Genomic DNA, 18972 nt, shown 5'->3' with positions numbered 1-18972 from the left:
GCATAAGCGTTGTCTGTCCGGGACACCGTCACACTTGCTGGTCAGCAAGGTGTTTTTGACGGTGACGCTCCTACGACGAACCGAATGCACACTGACGACGGATTCGACTACGACGTGGCGGTCGTCGGCGGGGGGCCGGCGGGGCTGACGAGCGCGCTGTACGCGACGCGACTCGGCCTCGATACGCTGGTCGTCGACCGCGGTGGCGGCCGCGCAGCGATGATGCAGGATACACACAACGTCATCGGCGTCACCGAAGACGTCTCCGGAAACGAGTTCCTCGAGACTGCCCGCGAACAGGTCGAAGGGTACGGCGGAACGTACGAACGCGGCTTCGTCGAGGCGGTCGAACCGGTCGGAGCGGTCCCCGACGACGGCTTCGACGTCGTCACCGTGAAGGAAACCTACCGCGTCTGCCGGGTCGTGCTCGCGACCGGCTTCGCGGACGAACGTCCGGACCCGCCACTGCCCCGAACCGGGACGGGTCTGCACTACTGTCTGCACTGTGATGCGTTCATGTTCGTCGACGAACCGGTGTACGTGATGGGCACCAACGATGTAGCCGCCTACGTCGCGATGATCATGCTGAACTACACCGACGACGTCGACTTGCTCACTCGCAGTGAGGAGCCGACCTGGAGCGACGAGACGGCCACGCTCCTTTCGAACCACCCCGTCGACGTCGTGACCACTGACGTCGTCGGCACGAACACGGGCGAGGACGGCTGGCTCGAGTCGCTCGAGTTCGCCGACGGCGAGGTTCGCGAGTACCGCGGCGGGTTCGCGATGTACGGCTCGAACTATCACGCCGACCTCGCCGACTCACTCGGTCTCGAACGTACCGAGGAGGGCACCGTCGCCGTCGACGACCACGGCCGAACGTCCATGGAGGGCGTCTACGCCGTCGGCGACCTCACGCCGGGACACAACCAGATCCCGATCGCGATGGGCCAGGGCGCGAAGGCGGGAATCGCCCTCTCGAAAGAGCTCCGGGCGTTCCCGCGCTCGCTCGAGGAGGTCGACGCCGAGGGGCCGGTCACGGCGGCGGACGCCCCCGCGATCTCACGAGAACTTCTCGAAACCGCGATCAGCCACGAGGGCCACGCTGGCGGTCCGCGAGAAGACGTCGAGGTCGGTGACAGCGAGGCCGCTGCCGACGATTGACGCCGCCTCGCGAAAGACAACGGTTAAAAGTACCCGGACGGAAGGTGGGAGTATGAGTACGACGGACGAGCACGGTGCGCGGTCCTGCGTCTCCTGTGGAATCAACATCTCCGGGACGAACGCCGCCGCGTTCGACTGTCCCGAGTGTGGGACGCGGGTCTACCGCTGTGCGAAGTGTCGCAAGCAGAGCAACCTCTATGAGTGTCCCGACTGCGGATTCACCGGTCCCTGATACCCATGGGTAAAGTCGCAGCCAAGATCAAGGTCATGCCGAACAGCCCCGAAATCGACCTCGACGCGCTCCAGGAGCGTCTCGAGAGCACTCTGCCGGAGGGTGCGAAGATAAACGGCGTCGAACGCGAGGAGGTCGCGTTCGGTCTCACCGCGCTCTATCCGACCGTCATCGTCCCCGACGACGCCGGCGGCACCGAAACCGTCGAGGAGAACTTCGCCGAACTCGAGGACGTCGAGAGCGTCTCCGTCGAGAACGTCGGCCGTATCTGACGCGGCTTCGTTCGGTCGGGTTTTTCTGCCGATCAGTCCTCGGTCACGCGCTCGTCGGGCGCGACCGCCTCGAGGTACTGGGTGAGGAGCTCGGGAAACTCCCCGCCGTAGATGTACCGCAGGCCGAAGTCCTCGGTCCAGCCGATGATTCCCCGATCCTCGGTGACGACGCCGGCGTCGAGCTCTCGTGCGAGGATGAGCAGGTCGAAGTCCTCCCGGGAGTCTAACACGCCGCTGCGAAGCGCGTCGCGGTACTTGTCCCGGAGGTCGGCGATCACGGTGTCGACTTCGGTCTTGTACTCGTGGTCGTCGATCGGCTCGTCGAGTGCGCTCTCGGCGCGTCGAACGGCCTCCTCGGAGACGCGCAGCCCGCGGTTGACGCGATCGCTCATCTCGTCGACGAAGCTGTAGACGACGTTCGCCGGGATCGAGACGTCGTACCGGTTCGGGTGTTTGCGGATGACCCAGGTGTTGAGTTTCGAGTACACCTCGTCGTCGACGTTTCGATCGGCGAGCATCGTCGTGAGTTCGTCGTGGATCGTCGGCGGCATGTAACAGGAGATGCCGAGCTCGAGTCTGGCCCGCGAGATCAACTCGAGCAGGCGGAGACTCGCCTCCCCGGCGGATTCGCCGTCCTGGCGGATCTGCTCGGTGATAAACAGCGAGGTGTCGAGTACGAATCGCTGTTTGAACGGATCTGTGGACATGCTCGAGCGTTCGTATCGAACGGGGAAATAAGTGGGCGTCCCGGGAGGACGTCCGTATCAGTGGTCGGGCGACGTCGATCCGACCGCGTCGGTGTACCCCTCGAAGAAGAACTTGGCGGTCCACAACAGCGCGACGACGACGCCGACGAGCACGACGAGCGCCTGGGCGATCCCCTCGAGGGAGCGTGCCGCGGAGAGAGTAATCCCGACGACGATCAGAATCCCGATCGTGTCGCGAACTGTCCAGCAGTTTCGAGGCGGAGCCCCCGGCCTCAAGTCGTGCGGGACCGAAGGTCCCGCTGACCATCCGAACGGGCCTGCGGCCCGTGAGGAGAGAGCGAGGGCTTCCGACCAGTCGGAAGCGCGAAGCGAGTAGGCCGGGGAGGAAGCCGACACTTCACGACACAACTCACGAGACAGTAGCCGCCCGGCTCCCGAACTAGTAATACTGTCGGACGTAACTGTGTGAAGATTCTCGCCACCCCGAGACGGCGAGAATCTTTCACGACTTACGTCCGGCGGTATAAGTACCGTCGATACAATATCTGAACTATGGAGGTCAGACGCACCGCACCGGTCAAACTCGTCGTTCCCGACGAGTATCACGATGACCTCCACGAAACCGCCGAGCAATTTCTCTACTGCGCGAACGAGGCCAGTGACTACTGCTGGGACAACACCGACTACGAAGACTGCGTAACCTCGAATGCGAAGGCCAGAGATGCGTTGTACGACCGTCTCCGCGAGGAAACAGACCTCACGGCAAACCTCGTCCAAGAAGCCATCCGGCGTGCTGTCCACGCCGTCGACAGCGGTGTTGACCGCTGGAAAAAGGGCAACCGGACGAACAAACCGGAGTTCACCTCCTGGAGTATGGTGTACGACAAGCGGAGTGCTACCTTTTACCGGAACAAAATCTCACTCTCCACCGTGAATGGTCGCATCGAGTGTGGCTTTGAGTTGCCAGCAGACAGTCCAACACCGTACGAGGAGTACGTCCTCTCGGAAGCCTACGAGTTTCGGACGAGTACATTCCAGTACGATCAAGCAACCGACGAGTTCTACTTCCACGTCAAAACACGGAAGATAGATACAGACGGTGAAGCTGTTGAAATCGAGGTTTCGGACGATACCGAGCACCAAACTGTCCTCGGTATCGACCTCGGTGTGAACAGTCTCGCCGTCGCCAGCACGGGCACGTTCTGGAGTGGTAACGAATACGACCACTGGATACAGGAGTTCGAGAAACGCCGAGCAGAGATGCAACAGCGCGGGACGCAAGCTGCTCATAACGCTTTGCTGCGGCTTGGAAAGCGTGAACGAGCATGGCGCAAACAGTACATCCACACGGTCGCCAACGAGATTGTTGACGAAGCGATTGACCACGACTGCGACGTAATCGTGTTCGAGGAGTTGACGGATATACGGGAGCGACTGCCTCACGCTGACTGGCATCACATCTGGGCGTTCCGCCGTCTTGTCGAGTACGTTGAGTACAAAGCCCCAGAATGCGGTGTAGCGGTTGAACAGGTCGAACCAGACCATACGAGCCAGCGGTGTTCGCACACCGACTGTGGCTTTACCCACGAAGACAACCGTGACGGCGAGCATTTCCAGTGTTTAAAGTGTGGGTGCGAAATCAACGCGGACTACAACGGCGCGAAAAACGTCGGCCTGCGGTACATGCGGAAGCGACAGCACAGACTGCGTTCCTCGCCCACGTCGGGGAGCGCAGACGCACCAGTAGACGTGCGTATAAATGGTGGGACGTTGAACGGTGACGGCTATCGGCCAACCGCCGACAGTTGATCGCCGGGAGTCCACATCAAAGCCCCACCCTCAACGAGCGAGCCGCGTATGCGGTGAGCGAAGTAGGGTGGGGTAGTTTACTGCTGATGTTGTCCCTGTGGTTCGGTCGTCGCCGACAGCAGCTGCTTGCCTTCCTCGGAGAGCTCCACGGTGACGTCCTCGTCGTCGAGCTGTTCGTCGATCCGTTCGACGTTCTTGACGAGCACCGTCAGCACGTCCTGCGGATTGGGGTACAGGAGCATGTAACCGTCGTCGTCCTCGGTCACGAGCTGGGTGTCGGTCAGGGCCATCTGGTCGCTTTCGATCGTCGCGGCGACGACCGGTAGCGCCTCGGGCTTTCCCGGCTCGTCTTCGGTCACCCGTCGAACGACGACCTCGTCGAGATCGATCGCGTCCTGGTACTCCTGAATCTTCTCGGCACAGCGGACGAGGTCGTTCAGGATCGCGGTCTTGTGCTCGTTGTCGTGGTCGCCGTCGAGACAGTGCTGGCAGACCCGCAGTTCCATGCGCATAGGCCGGGATTGTCGCCGGAGCCCGATGACGATTTCGTTCCGGCCGACGGTATAAGAGGACAGCACCTGTAAGACGAGGCGATGAGCGATACGGCCTACCACCGTCAACTCGGGATGGGCGAGGAGGCGTTCGAACAGCTCGAGGAACACGTCCAGCAACGGGAGTACGAGGGCCGAGAGTACCGCCACGTTCCCGACTACCGCCGGGGGGTCGAACGCGGCACCGTCCTGATCGAGGGACAGATCGTCCGCGGATTCCCGAAAGTGCCCCGGACGCTCGTGCTCTCGGAGGGGATCCCACAACACTTCGACGGGCCACTCGCCGTCGAGGAGAAACTCAACGGCTACAACGTCCGGGTCGCCCGCCTCGACGGCGACGTACTCGCCTTTTCCCGGAGCGGGATGGTCTGTCCGTTCACGACCCGCGTCCTCGAGGGGATGGTCGACCTCGAGCCGATCTTCGAGGCCCATCCCGACGCGATGGTCTGTGGCGAGATGATCGGTCCCGAAAATCCCTACACGGCTCACGACTACCCCGAGGTCGACTCGCTCGCGTTCCGGGCGTTCGACTGGCGTAATCGCGAGTCCGGCGAGCCCCTCCCCGTCGAGGACCGGCGGGACCGCTACGAGAGCTTCGACGTCCCACAGACGCGGCTGTTCGGGATCTACGAGCCCGAGGAGGCCGCGACGGAGCTCCGAGAGATAGTCGAGGAACTCGACGCCGAGGACCGCGAGGGCATCGTGATGAAAGCCCCCGACGGCGGCAACGAGCTGAAGTACACGGCCTCGGCGGCGAACCAGGGCGACCTCGAGTTCGCCTTCACCTACCCGTTCGACTACGGTCAGGCGTTCATGTTTCGGCGACTCATTCGCGAGGCGTTCCAGACGGTCGAGTGGGACGAGTCCGAGGCCGAGGCCCGCGAGCGCGCCCACGAGCTGGGCGAGGCGATCCTGCTGTCGATGCGAGACACCGTCGAGACGATCGACGACGGCGGTCGGGTCGACGAGCGCCACACCGTCCGGGCCGACGACGAAGCGATCGACGCGCTTCTCGAGCACCTCCGCGGCCAGGGACTGACGGTCGACGTCGTCGAGGACGACCACGAGGACGGCGATCGTGTGGTCACCTTCGACAAGCGCATCCAGTCGACCAACGACAAGACGCGATCGTACTTAGACGGTCACATCGTCACAGAGTAAGCGGGAGCGGTACAGCCCTGCTGTCCGGCCAGACCGGGTTTGCTGGATTCCGGGCGGTAGTGATCGTCTACGCGTCTCACTCGAGCGCCGGCGGTGCCGTCTCGAGCCACGTGAGGACGGTGTCGACGTCGACGTCTCCCGCTCGGTCGCCGCGGGCGACGACGTGTTCGGCCGGGACCTCGCGGCCGCCGAGGACGACCGCGGGAAGCGCTGCTGCGCTGAACCCCTCGACGAGCGTGACGTCGTAGCCGTCATCGGCCAGCTCCCCGAGGATTCGATACAGCGTTTCGACCTCGTCGTTTCCTTTCCCCTGTTCGGTGATCCGGAAGGTTCGCGAGGGAGTGACGCCGACGGTCGCGTCGGCTCCTGCGTCCCGGTGGCGGTACGTATCCTTTCCTGGCGTATCCGGTTCGACGTCGTGGTGGATCGACTTCACCGTCGCGACGCGACAGTCGAGCCGACCCACGAGTTCCTCGACGAGCGTCGTCTTGCCGGCGTCGCTCGGACCGACGATGCGAAGCACGTTCATTCCTGGGTCCTCACTCGCTCGAGGTCCGCACGGGTATTGACGTTTCTGAACGCGCGCTCCCCACCCGGAAGCCTGTCTGCGGGTACGACCCCGACCTCGAGTCGGTCGAGGATGGCAAACAAGGAGGCGTTCTCGGTGTCCCCGAGCGCGTCGATCGCGGCCGCGAGCGCGTCGACGTAATAGACGCCACCCAGGGGCTGCTTTCGGCCCCCGGCGTGGGGGACGACGACGTCTACGTCCCCGCCGCCAACGAGCGTCTCCTGTAACTCGGCGAACGCCCTCGGCGAGACGAACGGGGCGTCACAGCCGATGGCGATCGTGACCTCGTCGTCGACGCGCTCGAGTGCCGTCTCGAGACCGGCGACGGGACCGGCGTACTGAACCGGATCGACGGCGATCCGGATGGGTACCTCGACGTCTCCGAGGACGTCCTCGAACGCGGGTCGCTGTTCCTGCCGGCAGTTGACGACGAGTTCGTCACAGACGGCCGCCAGCCGGTCGACGACGTGTCGGAGCATCGCCGACCCGTTCAGGGTCGCGAGCGCCTTGTCCTCGACGCCGAATCGCTCGGAGGGGCCACCGGCGATGACGATTCCCGTGGTCATCCGTCTCCGTTCCAGTCGGTGGCCGTACGCCCACCAGCGTGACCGTCGGCCCGGGCCGTCCACGAGCTGTCAGTCGGTATCGCCGCCACGTCACCCACCATCCGAGACGTCGAGACCGCCGAAAGCGGTCGCCTCGTCGTCATCGTCGTTCTCGTCGTCCTCGTCGAGTTCCTCGAAGCCGCCGTATTCGGGCGGAGTATCGAGTTCTTCGGGGTCGGGATCGTCGGGATCGACGCCCGCGACGTCGGCCCGGTTGACCGCCCCGACGCGGTTCGCGACCGAGCCAGCGAGCTCCTCGAAGGCGTCCGAGGCGGCGGTGTCCCAGAGGACGATCGGCGCGCCCTCGTCGCCTTTGGTCCGGATCTCCGGGTCCATCGGGATCTCCTCGAGCAGCGGGACGTCGTACGTCTCGGCGACCTCGCGGCCGCCACCGCTGCCGAAGAGGGCGTGTTCGCCCCCGCAGTCGGGGCAGTGAAACGCGCTCATGTTCTCGACGATGCCGAGTACGGGCGTGTTGTGATCCCGGAACATCTCGATGCCCTTGCGAACGTCGTCTAGGGCGACTTCCTCGGGCGTGGTCACGATCACGGAGCCGGTGACGGGAACGGACTGCAACAGTGTGAGCTGTGCGTCGCCGGTCCCCGGCGGGAGGTCGACGACGAGGTAATCGAGCTGGCCCCACTCGACGTCGTCGAGCAGTTGCATGAGGACCTTGTCGATCATCGGCCCGCGCATCACCGCGGGGTCGTCCCCGCCCCCGGTGAGAAACGCCATGCTGATCATCGTCACGCCGTGGGCCTCCGGCGGGACGAGCGTACCGTCCTCTTTGAGTCCCGGCTCACCCATGACGCCGGCCATCTTCGGGACGTTCGGGCCGTAGATGTCACCGTCGAGCAGGCCGACGCGGGCACCGGCGTCGGCGAGCCCCGCCGCGAGATTCGTCGCAACGGTCGTCTTGCCGACGCCACCCTTCCCAGAGGAGACCGCGATCACGTTCCGGACGCCGGGCAATATATCGCTCTCGCGGTCGGGAACGGTCACCGATAGTTTCGCCTCGAGGCCGAGGTCGGCGGCGACCTCGCGGATCCGGTCACCCATCTGCATCTCGTCAGTCGCGTAGGGAGCGTTGAACGCGAGGGTGATCCTCGCGACGTCGTCGTCGATCCGGAGGTCCTCGACCAGTCCGAGCGAGACGATGTCGATCCCGAGCGCGGGATCCTCGACCTGCCGGAGCCGTTCGCGAAGCTGTGTCTCGGTCGCGGTCATCGTGGTCTCGTTTCGTCCTGGCCACCGTCGATCGTCGAGCGGTTCGTCCGTCGTTCGTCCGTCATCAGGGTCGTAGTCATAGCTTGAATGCGAGGTCGCCCTTGCAGTCACTACAGTATTCCGCCATGTGGCCGTCGACGCCGTCCATCTCGTCGTCGGGGAGCGCTTCTTTTATTTCCTCGACCGTCGAGACGCTGGCGACGACAGCACCACAGCTCCGGCACTCGAACATCTCCTCCTCGTGGACGGTCGTCCAGGCGTCGCCGTCGTTTTCCTCGGGCAACAGTCCTACGTCGAGTCCGGTCTCCATGGTGATGGCGGTTTCGGGACAGCCCGACTCACAGAGCTCGCAGTTGACACATCGTTCGTGGTTGAACTCGAGCGTGCCGGCCTCGGCCGAGCGACGGATCGCGCCGGTCGGACAGAGGTTCTCGCAGGTCGGGGTCATGCCACAGCTGTCGTCGACCGACATCGTCCCGAAGCTCTCGAGGCCACGGATCAGCTCACGCTCTGGCTCGACGTGCTCGAGGATCGCACGGACGCTCTCTAGGGCCCACACGCGGTTGCCGAACGCGGGGAGGTCCTCGTCGTCGGCAGACAGCGACGTTCCCGAGGCCGCGTGTTCGCCCGCGGGGATCGGCGTCGCCTCGAGGTCGTCGACGAACGCCGCGAGCTCGTCGGCGAACGCCGCGGGCGCGTCGGGCTCGGGCGCGAGGAACCGGACGCGTTCGCCGAGCCCGAGGTCGGACGTCGCGGTGTTCAGCCGCTCGACCAGCTCGGCTTTCGGATCGGGGCCGGAGTGGGAACAGTCACAGCCACAGCCGACGATCGTCACGCCGTCTGCTCCCGCAGCCAGCGCGTGGAGGACGTGGGCCTCGCCGACCGTGTCGGTACAGTTGACCCGTACCGGGAGGATCGGCGGGTAGGAGACGTCGGCGTCGCCGCGTGCCGCCATCCGGCCGTACGTCGAGAGCGCGCGTTCGGCTCGCTCGGAACAGACGAAGGCGACGACCTGTTCGTCGATCGCGGGGCCGGAGCGATCGAGCAGCCCGCCGCCGGGTGCCTCGTCGACGAGCGCCTCGACCTCGCGGGCGATGCGTTCGCTGGACCGCTCGGTCAGTTCGACCGCGCCGGTCGGACAGGAGCTCGTACAGGCCCCGCAGTTCTGGCAGGCAGCGAGGTCGAACGAGACTTCGTCAGGTGCGGGCTTCGAGACCGCGTCGTGAGGACAGGCGTCGTAACAGGCCCGACACCCCTCCTGGCCGGAGTCGCCGGCGGCACAGACGTCGGGCTCGAGCTCGAGGTACGACCCCCGGTCGAGCCCGAGCAGGTCACTGACCGCGGCGATCGTCCCGAGGTCGTCGTCGGTGTGATAGCCCGTGGTCCCCCCGACCGCGTCGTCTGCGCCGTCGGGATGGACGACCTGGTCGAACGGGACCGTGCGAGTGACGCCCTCGAGGTCGATCGCGTCGGTCGGACAGACCTCGACCCACTCCCCGCTGTCGACGTCGGGGTCGACGTCGACCGGTGTCCGCGTCACGCCGTCGTCGGGGCCGAGCCGGACACACTCCATGCAGTCGATGCAGTCCTCGGTCACGCGGGACTCGAGGACGACCTCGAAATTGCCGAGCGTGCCGGAGACGTCCCGGACGCGACCGCGCTCGAGGCTGACCGCGGAGAGGTCGACGCCGACGTCGTCGAGTTCCTGGCCGTCGGCGATCAGGCTCACGTCCGCGGAGTCGGGCATCGCCGCGGCCAGTTGTGCGTCGCCGACGACCGCGACCGAGCGGCCGACGTCGCCACCGACCGATGCCGGCTCGTCGCCATCGACGAGGCTGGCGCGGGCGGCGTTGACCAGCCGGGCCGTCTTCTCGGTGGCTGCCCGTTCGTCGTGGACCCAGCCCGCGCCCTCGCGCTGGTCGACGAAGTGGACGGTCGCGCCCGTCTCCGCTTCGACGCGCTCGAGCTGTTGCTGGCCGGCCGCTGCCGGGCAGGTGACGATCACGTCGGTCAGGTCGCGCTCCTCGACGACGCTGCAGACGTCACCGAGGGTGTCTTCACCACACAGCAGGTCGGAACTGGCGGCCATCGCCACGTCGTCTACCCGTTCGCGTGCCACGTCGAGATTGACGTCACAGGTATCGGCACACGAGCAGACGAACGCGCCGACGTCGCTGTCGTCGGTCATGATTCTTCGAGGGTGTCCGCGTGCAGTTCGAGGAGCGATTCGGTCAGGGCGAACAGCCCCCGGTAGAACGCCGGCGGGTCCTCCCCGCGGGCGGCCTCGTGGAACTCAGTGAGCCAGTCGCCGACGTGGGTCCGGATGAACCCCAGCTGTGCCTCCCGGTCGCCGCGATCACACAGCTCGGCGAGGAAGGACAGTTCGTAGCCCGCGTGATCGATGAGTTCGTCGTCGACGTCGAGCGTGACCCCCACCTCGTAGTAGAAGGCCTCGACCTCCGTCGAACTCGGACCGTTGAGCATCTCGTCGACGTACATCGACTCGTACGGCGGCGGAACGGCCTCGCCGTAGCTCACGCCCTGCAGGAGCCGCGTGAACGCACCACGTAGCACGTCGAGCTCGGGGTCGGCGGTCCGGACGGTCTCGACGGCCGCCTCGAGCTCCGGCGGGAGCGACTCGTCGGCGAACGCGTCACACCACTGCTGGATCGCTCGTACCGTCCGCTCGTCCGGCGGCTCGAGATACAGCTGGCCGAGCGTACGGTAGGCCGGTGCCAGCAACGCGCCGATTTCGGTCACTTCCGCGTCCGCATCCGCGTCACTCATCGTACTCATCACCACGCTGTCGGGTCTGACGGGTCGGTTCGTGCATGCGAGACTGTTGTCGAGTCCATATTGGCCGAGACTAATACGCTTCGTGGTATCGAGTATCTCGACAGGGTTGACACAAAACGGCGGTCGGTCGTGTGACGATCCCACGTGGCAGGCGTTAGCCAGGGATGACGACCTGGAACGCAATCGGGACGAACGAGGCGACGATCATCAACAGGAGCAGCCCCGCCAGGACGCCGACGCCGATGCCGGCGGTCCGGTAATCGCGGGGCTCCCCGAGGAACCAGCCCAGCAGCGTCACGTAAAGCGGCACCAGGACGATGCCGAACATGACCCACAGACCGACGCTCATGCTTCGATCACCTCCGAGTCGGCCTCCTCCTCATCCGTCTGTCTGGCGTGCTCGAGTTCGACGATCGGGATGATCTTCGTCGCGACGAGGAAGATCAACACCGCGACGCCGATCGTCCCGAGTGCCATCACGAACTCGGGGATCGTCGGCCAGTAGCTGTTCGCGGGGAACATACTCGCCAGCGGATCCCGCGTCGGGTAGAGAAGCCCCTCGACGACGAAGACGACCTTCTTCAGCAGGATCGAGCCCGTCACGAGGACGGCTGCGATCACCGAAGCACCGATGCTAAACAGCGACGGGCGAAGCGCCTGGGCGACCAGATACGCGAGCGCAACGACGAGGCCACCGACGGCGAGCCAGAACGGGGTCGCCATGCTCCCGGTCACGAGCGAGGCGGTGAGTTCGCCGACGTCGGTCGGGGCGGCCGGGTAGGAGCCGGTGACCAGGTCCTGTGCCAGGAACCACAGCGTGACCAACACGAGCGCGATCAGCGCCTTGTTCAGGCCACGGAAGATCTCGTCGCTGATCACGTCGTCCCAGCCGTAGGCCCACCGGAAGGCGGCCGCGGTGATGACCACGGCGGCGATCGCGGAGGTCATCGACTCGGCGAACATCGCCGGCCCGTGGGAGGCACCGAACCAGCCGGGATGCATCCCCATCGTGGCGAACAGCCACGGGACGACGCCGCCGCTCATCAGCGGGACCAGAAGCAGGATGCCGACGGCCATCCACCACGCCATCTGGTGGGTCTTCTCGCGCTCGCTCGGGCGGTAGCCGAGCAACAACAGCTTGTACAGCGGGCTCAGCGCCGACGGCAGCGTTCCACGCTGCATGCAGTCGTAGAGGTCGTTACGGAGCGTGATGACGAGATACGTTCCTGCCATGATGAAGTACAGGAACGTCGCCGTCATGTCCCAAGTCAGCGGCGAGGTCTGGACCGTCGTTGGCCAGTTCGTGATCATGACCCACAGCTGGTCGGGACGGCCGATGTCGAACAGGATGTTCGTCGCCGCCATCGGCAACGCGATCAGCGTCAGGATCTCGGCGATCCGGGCGATCGGCAGGTACTCCTTGAAGTCGAACAGCCGGACCGCGGCGGAGATGGCGACGCCACCGTGGGCGATGCCGATCCACCAGACGAACGTCCCGATGTACAGCCCCCACGGGACGCCACCCTGGGTTCCCCAGCCGTCCAGGCCGGTGATGGCCATTCCGAACCGGAGCTGGCTGAGGTACGCGACGCCGACGCCGAGCGAGACGATCGCCGACACGACCAGCGCGACGTAGAACTTCCTCGAGGTGTTCCGCAGCGGTTCGGTGAGCCGTTCGATGTCGGCGTCGATTGCGCTCATTGCTGCTCACCTCCGTCGGTAACCAGGTACCCAGGCTCACGATCGGCCTCTGCCTCGATCGCCTCCTCGGGGTCCTTGTAGTTGTCCTCCATGTTGCGAGCGCCCGAACCAGGCTGTTCGCCGAGGTAGACGACGTTCGGCTCGTTGCCCGTGCCCTCGAGCATCTGCCACTGCTCCTTGCCGGAGTGTTCCGCGAGGTGCTGGCGGGGTTTGCTCTCGGGATCTTCCATGTCCCCGAAGAAGATGACGTTGGTCGGGCAGACCTCCTCGCAGGCGGTCGTTCCCCGGAGTTCGTCGTCGTCGCCGTCCTGACGCTGGACACAGAAGGTACACTTGCCCATCGTCCCGACCTTCTGGTCGCCGCCGCCCATCTTGTTGCCGCGTGGCTCCTGGACGGCGTCGAGGCCGGGGTCGGCCCACGGTCGGTCGTCGCCCTCGAAGTCCGCGTCGAGCTCCTCGAGGTTCTGGTGGACGTCCTGGACGAGTTCCGCTTCGGAGGCGAAGCCGTACTGGCCCTCCTCGGAGTCGCGCCACTGGAAGTAGTTGACGCCGTAGGGACAGCCGACCTCGCAGTACCGACAGCCGATACAGGTGTCGTAGTCCGTGAGAACGATGCCGTCGTCTTCGCGCTTGAACCGCGCGTCGGTCGGACAGACCTCCGAACAGGACGGTTCCGAACAGTGGTGACACGGGTTCGGGGTAAAGCCCTGCTCGACGTCCGGGAACTCGCCTTCCTCGTGACGGAAGACGTTCATCCAGAACGCGCCACGGGGCGTGTCGTTCTCGGTCTTGCAGGCGAGCACGCAGGCACGACAGCCCTGACAGCGCTCTAAGTCGATCGCCATGCCCATCTGGCTCATGCGCCATCACCCCCTGCGGGCTCGGCTCTGACACGGATGTGGAACGACTGGTCGGCGGCCCACGAACAGTATCCCGGCGTCGAGTCGAACAGCTCGTTGGGATTGATCCCCTCGTCGAGTTCCTCGACGTTGGGGTGTTCCGAGTGGGTATCGTTCCCGTACGGGATCGCGATCGTCCCCGGCTTGATGCCCTGGAGGGTCATCACGTCGCCCTCGAGTTCGTAGGTCTCGTCGGTGACCGCGTTGTGGCTCTCGAGGACGACCCGGTCGCCGTCGGAGACGCCGATCTCGTCGGCGTCGCGTGGGTTCATGCGGATGTGGTTTTTCGGTGCGAGTTCGTTCAACAGCGGGTTCTGTGCGGTCCGGGTCTGTTTGTGTTCGATCTGCTTGTAATCGAACAGCGTGTACTCGTACTCCGCTGGGGAGGTCCACATCGTGGGCTCGCGCCAGTCCGCGAAGCCGGTGATGTCCTGGATGTAGGGGAACTGTTCGGTCGCGTCGTCGCCGTACTCCTCGGCGAAGCCCCCACGGACGTTCTCGCCCATGAGCTGGAAGGACTCGAGGTAGAACTGCCACTTGAGTCCGAACGGGCTGTACTCGGTGCGGTGGACGTCCTCATCCAGGTGCTCCGATTCTGATAGGAGTACCCAGTACCGTTCGTACAGCGGGCGCTCCTCGCTCTGTGGCGCGTCGCGAAACTCCTCGCCGTAGCGAGGCGTCCGGTCCATACACTCCTCGACGCTGATCTCGTCGACGCTGTCGAACGCGTCGGCTCCCTCGAGTTCGAAGGCGTCGTTGATCTGCTCGACGTAGTTGTCGCCCGCGTCGAGTTCGGCGGCGAGGTCTTTGAAGATCTCGCCCTCGTCGCGACACTCCCACAGCTGTGGGATCGGTGCCGTCCGGGTCGCGCTCGTGTAGTGGGTGTTGCTCATCCCGTCTTTGGCGTTCTCGTGTTTGTCGACGGTCGTCGTCGGCAACACGTAGTCGGCAGTGTAGGCTGCCGTGTCGCTCATCTCGGGATCGACCGCGATGACGGTGCCGTACTGGGAGTAGCCCTCCCGGCTTCGCTCCTGGTTTGGCGCACCCGACACCGGGTTCGCATAACAGACGACGACGGCCATGTCCTCGGGGTCGTGTGGGAGGTTGTACTCGTCGGCGTTGTTGAGCACGTCCGGCACGCGCGAGTACGCGCCGTTGGCGTCCGGATGGAAGTACGTCCCCTCGAGGTCGGGGCCGTCCGGCTCCCAGCTAAGTGCTTCCTCGGGGTCGAACGCCTGTTCGCGGACGTGTTCCCTGTGGGCCGGGTTCGGTGCGTTCTGGTAACCGGTTCGGCTGCTCCCGACGGTTTCGACGGCACCGACCAGGAACATCGGCATGACGCCGGCCTGCATCGCGGTCGGACCGAGTTCCTGCTGGCTGACGTGATACAGCGACATCGAGACCGGCCGGTAGGGCACCTGTCGGCGCTCGCCGTTTACCTCGACCGTCGTCGTCGCGCCGATGCGGGCCTCCTCGCCCCACGTCTCGGCGACGCGACGGATCTGCTCGGCCGGGAGGTCGGTGATCTCCGCGGCCCACTCCGGATCGTAGTCGGCGACGTGTTCTTCGAACAGCTCGAAGGCCGGCCGAACCGTATCGCCGTTTACCTCGAGGTCCTCGTCGACGCGAAGGGCCGCCGTGCCGACCGCCGACGGATCCTGTGGGTCCTCGGGCAGCGTCTCCTCGTGGGGGACGATCTCGCCTGCCTCCTCGTCGTAGACGAGTTCGCCCTCGGTCCACAGCACCGACTCGACGGGATCTTCCGCGTCGTCGGCGCGGGCGAGTTCCCCCTCATTGTCGCCTTCGGTGTAGACGAGACACGGGGCGTTCGTGGTGTTCCGGAGGAACCAGTCGTCGACGTAGCCCTCCTCGATGAGGACGTGGTTGAACGCGAGGAAGAAGGCCAGGTCGGTGCCGGGTTCGATCGGCAGCCACTCGTCACACCACTGGCCCGAGCCCCGTCGCTGGGGATCGAGCACGGCGACGTCCATCCCGTCCTCGTACCCCTCTGCCATCTCCTTCGAGTAGGTGGTGTTACAGAGGTGTGGACCGCCGGCCTGGGTCGCGTTCCAGCCCCAGTTCAGGAAGAACTCGGTGTTGTCGAAGTCGGGTTCCGGCGTCGAGAAGCCGGCTCCCATCCGGCTGATGGCCATCTTGTTGCCCGTCGCACAGACGTTGCCGTGGCCACGGACGTTGATTCCCTCGCCGTACTCTTCCTCGAGGGCGGCGACCCAGCCGTCCATGTGCCACTCCGCGCCTTTCACGCGGCCGATCTGGAAGTGTACCCGGCGGGGGTCGTCCTCGAGCATCGGCCCGAGTTCCTCGCCGATCTCCTCGGCCGCCTGTTCCCAGGAGATCGGTTCGAACTCGCCGACCTCGCCTTTCTCGCCGCCGACGCGCTTGAGCGGCTGTTTGACTCGATAGGGGTCGTAGAGGTCGGCGATCTGGCCGACGCCTTTCGGACAGAGGCCGTCGATGACCTCGTCGTTCGGGTCGGGCTTGAGGTGGACGACGCGGTCGTTGACGACGTTCGCCCGCATCGTACAGTCCTGCTTGCCGATCCAGCAGGCCGTCGACACCTCGTCCATCTCGAACGACGGCGCGTCGTCGGCACTGCCGGCCGCACTGAAGTACTTCGCGCCGCCGAGACTCGCTCCCGCGGCTGCGAGCCCGATCGATTTCAGCACCGTTCGTCTGGAGATGCTACCCGACGCATTCCCTTCCTTCTCGGTGACGTTCAGGCTCATAGCGCCGACCACCACCCGTCGGATCGCCGTATGCTAGTGACGAGCATCGTTGGCTGTATTGCTAGATCATAATATTAAGATTTGTCCTTATGGCACGCCGACCCGCAGGTGAGAAAAAGCAACCAGAGATTTCTAGATTACTTCCTTAGCGGGTATTTATACCCAATGTGTGGGCCATATTGGGCGGAAGTGTAACGAACAGTTGTTCAGAGCTCTCCCAGATGGACAAACGAAAACATCAGATGTATTTATCAAACGGTCTATGAGAATAGCTCGGGGCTTGACCTCGAGGCGATTCACGTGAATTGCCACACTGACTAGCCCGTCCGGGCCGGGATGGCACGCGTCGAGTTCTGGGTTACAGCTTACAGCGTCGCGGCAGGCGTATCGGTCATCGCCCCCGGGACGGTCTCGAGCAGCCGCTCCGCTTTCGGCGTCGGTTCGTAGTACCGCCACCGCCCCTCTTTCGTCCGCGACACCAGGTCGGCCTTCCGGAGCTTCGAGAGCGACTGACTGATGCTACTCTGGCCGACCTCGAGGTGTGGCTCGAGTTCGCAGACGCAGACGGGTCCGTCGGCGGCGTCGAGAAGCAGGAGGATCCGATACCGAGTTTCACTCCCTAGCGTAGCGAACACTTCGACCTCTTCGTCGACGTCGCGGTCCGAGAACGGCGTGGCGTCGTCCTCGGAGAGTACCAGCTCACACTCGCTGTTGGGCCTTCGTTCGTCCATCGTCCGTATTTCGATATTCGAATACATAAGCGGACCGGAGGCGGTGGCTCCTGCCAGTCGTCTGTGACGATCATCGACGCAATACAAATAGATTGAAGTTATTGCAAGTGACGATTATATTCCGATGGAAGACGACACCGCTCGCGGGTCGGGACGGGCGGACGAACCGCAGCCGCCATCGTCGGACGACGACGAACGCGCCGAGACGACGAACGAGCGCGAAAGCGCCATCGTACGGGCGACCGCTGACGCCGTTGTTCGTACCGGCGACGGAACGGGTGTCGACGACTCGGGGTCGTCGCTCCCGAACCGATGTCACGCGTCGCCGGGAACGGTGTACCTGATCGGTGCCGGTCCCGGCGATCCGGACCTGCTCACGGTCCGGGCCCGCCTGCTGGTCGAGACGGCCGACGTCATCCTCCACGACGCGCTGGTCCGGAAGGCGATGCTCGAGACGCTGCCGGCCTCGGCCGAGATCGTCGACGTCGGCAAACGCGTCGAGTACAAGACGCCACAGGAGGAGATCAACGACCTGCTCGTCTCTCACGCCCGCGACGGCGACGCCGTCGTCCGGCTGAAAGGCGGCGACCCGTTCGTCTTCGGCCGCGGCGGCGAGGAGGCCCAGCACCTCACCGACCACGAGGTCCCGTTCCAGATCGTCCCCGGCGTCTCGAGCGTGCTCGCTGCCCCCGGCGTCGCCGGGATTCCGCTGACACACCGGGACGTCTCCTCGCGGTTTACGGTCATCACCGGTCACGAGACGCCCGACAAAGACGAGAGTGCACTCGACTGGGACGCGATCTCCGCGGCCGTCGAAAGCGGCGGTACGCTCGTGGTGCTCATGGGCGTACGGACCCTCGAGCGAAACGTGACGGCGCTGCGTGACCACGGCGTCGACCCCGACAAACCCGTCGCGCTCGTCCAGAAGGCGACCTGGGACGACCAACACGTCGTCCGGGGGACCCTCGAGACCATCGTCGACCGCGCCGAGGCGGAGTCGGTCTCGCCGCCCGCAACGGCGGTGATTGGCGACGTCACCGCGATCCGAGACGAAATCGAGCCGGCACTCGAGCCGTTCGACCCGGCCTGAGCCCATGCTCCCGCTCTTTCACGACTTCGAGGGTCGGTCGGTGGTCGTCGTCGGCGGCGGTCCCGTCGCCCTGCGAAAGGCACGGACCTTCGCGACCGAGGCCGACGTGACCGTGTTCGCTCCGGCGTTCGCCGACGGCTTCGAGACGGTCGACTGCGAGTGCGTCCGCCGTGAACTCGAGCCCGCCGACGCTCCGGTCGTCGTCGACGACACCTTCCTCGTCGTCCCCGCGACCGACGACGGGGACCTCAACGACGCGGTCGCGACGGCCGCCCGCGAGGCCGGCGCGCTCGTCAACCGCGTCGATCGCCGCGGCGACGTCGTCACACCGAGTCGCGCCGAGTCCGACCGGGTGACGGTCGCCATCTCCACCGACGGCGCGAGCCCTGCCATCTCGAAGTACCTCCGACAGGAGATCGAGCCCTTGCTCGAGCGCGTCGACCCGATGGTCTCGCTCCAGGCGGAGCTACGCGAGGAACTCCAGGACGACGACGAACTGTCCGTCCCGGAACGCCGGGAGGCGCTGTGGCGCGTGCTCGAGGACGAGGAGGTCTGGCAGCGACTCGAGGACGGTCGCGAGGCGGATGCTCGAGCGCGGGCGTGGGACCTCGTAAACGACGTGGGAAACACCGACGACGAGGAGTGACAGAGTGAAACGTCGGTTGGGGTAGCACAATCCAGGGTGTGAAATCCTGGTTTCGATAGCACAAAC

At 65.2% G+C, this 18972-nt stretch carries 20 protein-coding genes; 7 read left to right on the top strand and 13 right to left on the bottom strand.

The window, feature by feature from the left end:
* Positions 1-84: 84 nt before the first annotated feature.
* From QQ977_RS12455 to QQ977_RS12445, 3 genes are read left to right on the top strand one after another with little or no spacing between them, the layout of a single operon-like run.
* Complete coding sequence (locus QQ977_RS12455) at positions 85-1164, top strand: NAD(P)/FAD-dependent oxidoreductase (RefSeq protein WP_285926098.1); 1080 nt, start codon at positions 85-87, stop codon at positions 1162-1164.
* Positions 1165-1216: 52 nt separating this feature from the next.
* Positions 1217-1396: an HVO_2753 family zinc finger protein gene (locus tag QQ977_RS12450; RefSeq protein ID WP_285926097.1), complete on the top strand. Its 180-nt coding sequence runs from the start codon at positions 1217-1219 to the stop codon at positions 1394-1396.
* Between the two features lie 5 nt (positions 1397-1401).
* Complete coding sequence (locus tag QQ977_RS12445) at positions 1402-1668, top strand: elongation factor 1-beta (RefSeq protein ID WP_285926096.1); 267 nt, start codon at positions 1402-1404, stop codon at positions 1666-1668.
* Positions 1669-1700: 32 nt separating this feature from the next.
* Here the strand turns inward: QQ977_RS12445 and QQ977_RS12440 are convergent, their stop codons facing one another.
* Complete coding sequence (locus QQ977_RS12440) at positions 1701-2375, bottom strand: RNA ligase partner protein (RefSeq protein ID WP_285926095.1); 675 nt, start codon at positions 2373-2375, stop codon at positions 1701-1703.
* A gap of 57 nt (positions 2376-2432) precedes the next feature.
* On the bottom strand, positions 2433-2651 hold the full coding sequence (locus tag QQ977_RS12435) for a hypothetical protein (RefSeq protein ID WP_285926094.1): 219 nt from the start codon (positions 2649-2651) through the stop codon (positions 2433-2435).
* A gap of 276 nt (positions 2652-2927) precedes the next feature.
* On the opposite strand from QQ977_RS12435, the gene QQ977_RS12430 reads away from it, so the two are divergent.
* Positions 2928-4184, top strand: a complete 1257-nt coding sequence (locus QQ977_RS12430; protein ID WP_285926093.1) for an RNA-guided endonuclease InsQ/TnpB family protein — start codon at positions 2928-2930, stop codon at positions 4182-4184.
* 77 nt (positions 4185-4261) lie between these two features.
* Here the strand turns inward: QQ977_RS12430 and QQ977_RS12425 are convergent, their stop codons facing one another.
* Entirely contained in the window at positions 4262-4696 is a 435-nt protein-coding gene (locus QQ977_RS12425; RefSeq protein WP_285926092.1) for a hypothetical protein, read from the bottom strand.
* Between the two features lie 81 nt (positions 4697-4777).
* Here QQ977_RS12425 and QQ977_RS12420 point away from each other — a divergent pair, with 81 nt between their 5' ends.
* On the top strand, positions 4778-5896 hold the full coding sequence (locus tag QQ977_RS12420; protein ID WP_285926091.1) for an RNA ligase: 1119 nt from the start codon (positions 4778-4780) through the stop codon (positions 5894-5896).
* Between the two features lie 76 nt (positions 5897-5972).
* Here QQ977_RS12420 and mobB read toward each other — a convergent pair whose 3' ends face one another.
* The 10 genes from mobB to QQ977_RS12370 all read right to left on the bottom strand — a co-directional run bounded on the left by mobB (position 5973) and on the right by QQ977_RS12370 (position 17170).
* Positions 5973-6425, bottom strand: a complete 453-nt coding sequence (gene mobB / locus QQ977_RS12415) for a molybdopterin-guanine dinucleotide biosynthesis protein B (RefSeq protein WP_285926090.1) — start codon at positions 6423-6425, stop codon at positions 5973-5975.
* Entirely contained in the window at positions 6422-7030 is a 609-nt protein-coding gene (gene mobA, locus QQ977_RS12410) for a molybdenum cofactor guanylyltransferase (RefSeq protein ID WP_285926089.1), read from the bottom strand. The genes mobB and mobA overlap by 4 nt, the downstream gene beginning before the upstream one ends.
* Positions 7031-7120: 90 nt before the next feature.
* Entirely contained in the window at positions 7121-8296 is a 1176-nt protein-coding gene (locus QQ977_RS12405) for an Mrp/NBP35 family ATP-binding protein (protein ID WP_285926088.1), read from the bottom strand.
* A 76-nt stretch (positions 8297-8372) separates the two neighbouring features.
* Positions 8373-10484, bottom strand: a complete 2112-nt coding sequence (locus tag QQ977_RS12400; protein WP_285926087.1) for a hydrogenase iron-sulfur subunit — start codon at positions 10482-10484, stop codon at positions 8373-8375.
* Positions 10481-11083, bottom strand: a complete 603-nt coding sequence (locus tag QQ977_RS12395) for a TorD/DmsD family molecular chaperone (RefSeq protein ID WP_285926086.1) — start codon at positions 11081-11083, stop codon at positions 10481-10483. Before QQ977_RS12395 ends, QQ977_RS12400 begins: the two co-directional genes overlap by 4 nt.
* A 163-nt stretch (positions 11084-11246) precedes the next feature.
* A complete protein-coding gene (locus QQ977_RS12390) occupies positions 11247-11441 on the bottom strand; it encodes a hypothetical protein (protein WP_285926085.1) in 195 nt (64 codons plus the stop codon).
* A complete protein-coding gene (gene nrfD, locus QQ977_RS12385; protein WP_285926084.1) occupies positions 11438-12793 on the bottom strand; it encodes an NrfD/PsrC family molybdoenzyme membrane anchor subunit in 1356 nt (451 codons plus the stop codon). The genes QQ977_RS12390 and nrfD overlap by 4 nt, the downstream gene beginning before the upstream one ends.
* Entirely contained in the window at positions 12790-13653 is an 864-nt protein-coding gene (locus tag QQ977_RS12380; RefSeq protein ID WP_285926083.1) for a 4Fe-4S dicluster domain-containing protein, read from the bottom strand. Before QQ977_RS12380 ends, nrfD begins: the two co-directional genes overlap by 4 nt.
* Positions 13650-16439 (bottom strand): molybdopterin-containing oxidoreductase family protein, encoded by a 2790-nt coding sequence (locus QQ977_RS12375; RefSeq protein ID WP_285926082.1) that lies wholly within the window; start codon positions 16437-16439, stop codon positions 13650-13652. Before QQ977_RS12375 ends, QQ977_RS12380 begins: the two co-directional genes overlap by 4 nt.
* Before the next feature lie 365 nt (positions 16440-16804).
* On the bottom strand, positions 16805-17170 hold the full coding sequence (locus QQ977_RS12370) for an ArsR/SmtB family transcription factor (protein ID WP_285926081.1): 366 nt from the start codon (positions 17168-17170) through the stop codon (positions 16805-16807).
* Positions 17171-17294: 124 nt separating this feature from the next.
* Between QQ977_RS12370 and cobA the strand changes: the two genes are divergently transcribed.
* Entirely contained in the window at positions 17295-18260 is a 966-nt protein-coding gene (gene cobA, locus QQ977_RS12365; RefSeq protein ID WP_285926080.1) for a uroporphyrinogen-III C-methyltransferase, read from the top strand.
* A 4-nt stretch (positions 18261-18264) separates the two neighbouring features.
* Positions 18265-18906: a precorrin-2 dehydrogenase/sirohydrochlorin ferrochelatase family protein gene (locus QQ977_RS12360; RefSeq protein WP_285926079.1), complete on the top strand. Its 642-nt coding sequence runs from the start codon at positions 18265-18267 to the stop codon at positions 18904-18906.
* The last annotated feature ends 66 nt before the right edge of the window (positions 18907-18972 follow it).

It is taken from the genome of Natrialbaceae archaeon AArc-T1-2 (genome assembly GCF_030273315.1).
Classification (GTDB): domain Archaea; phylum Halobacteriota; class Halobacteria; order Halobacteriales; family Natrialbaceae; genus Tc-Br11-E2g1.
The sequence above is the reverse complement of the archived record's forward strand: the minus strand, read 5'-3'. Positions and strand labels throughout refer to the sequence as shown.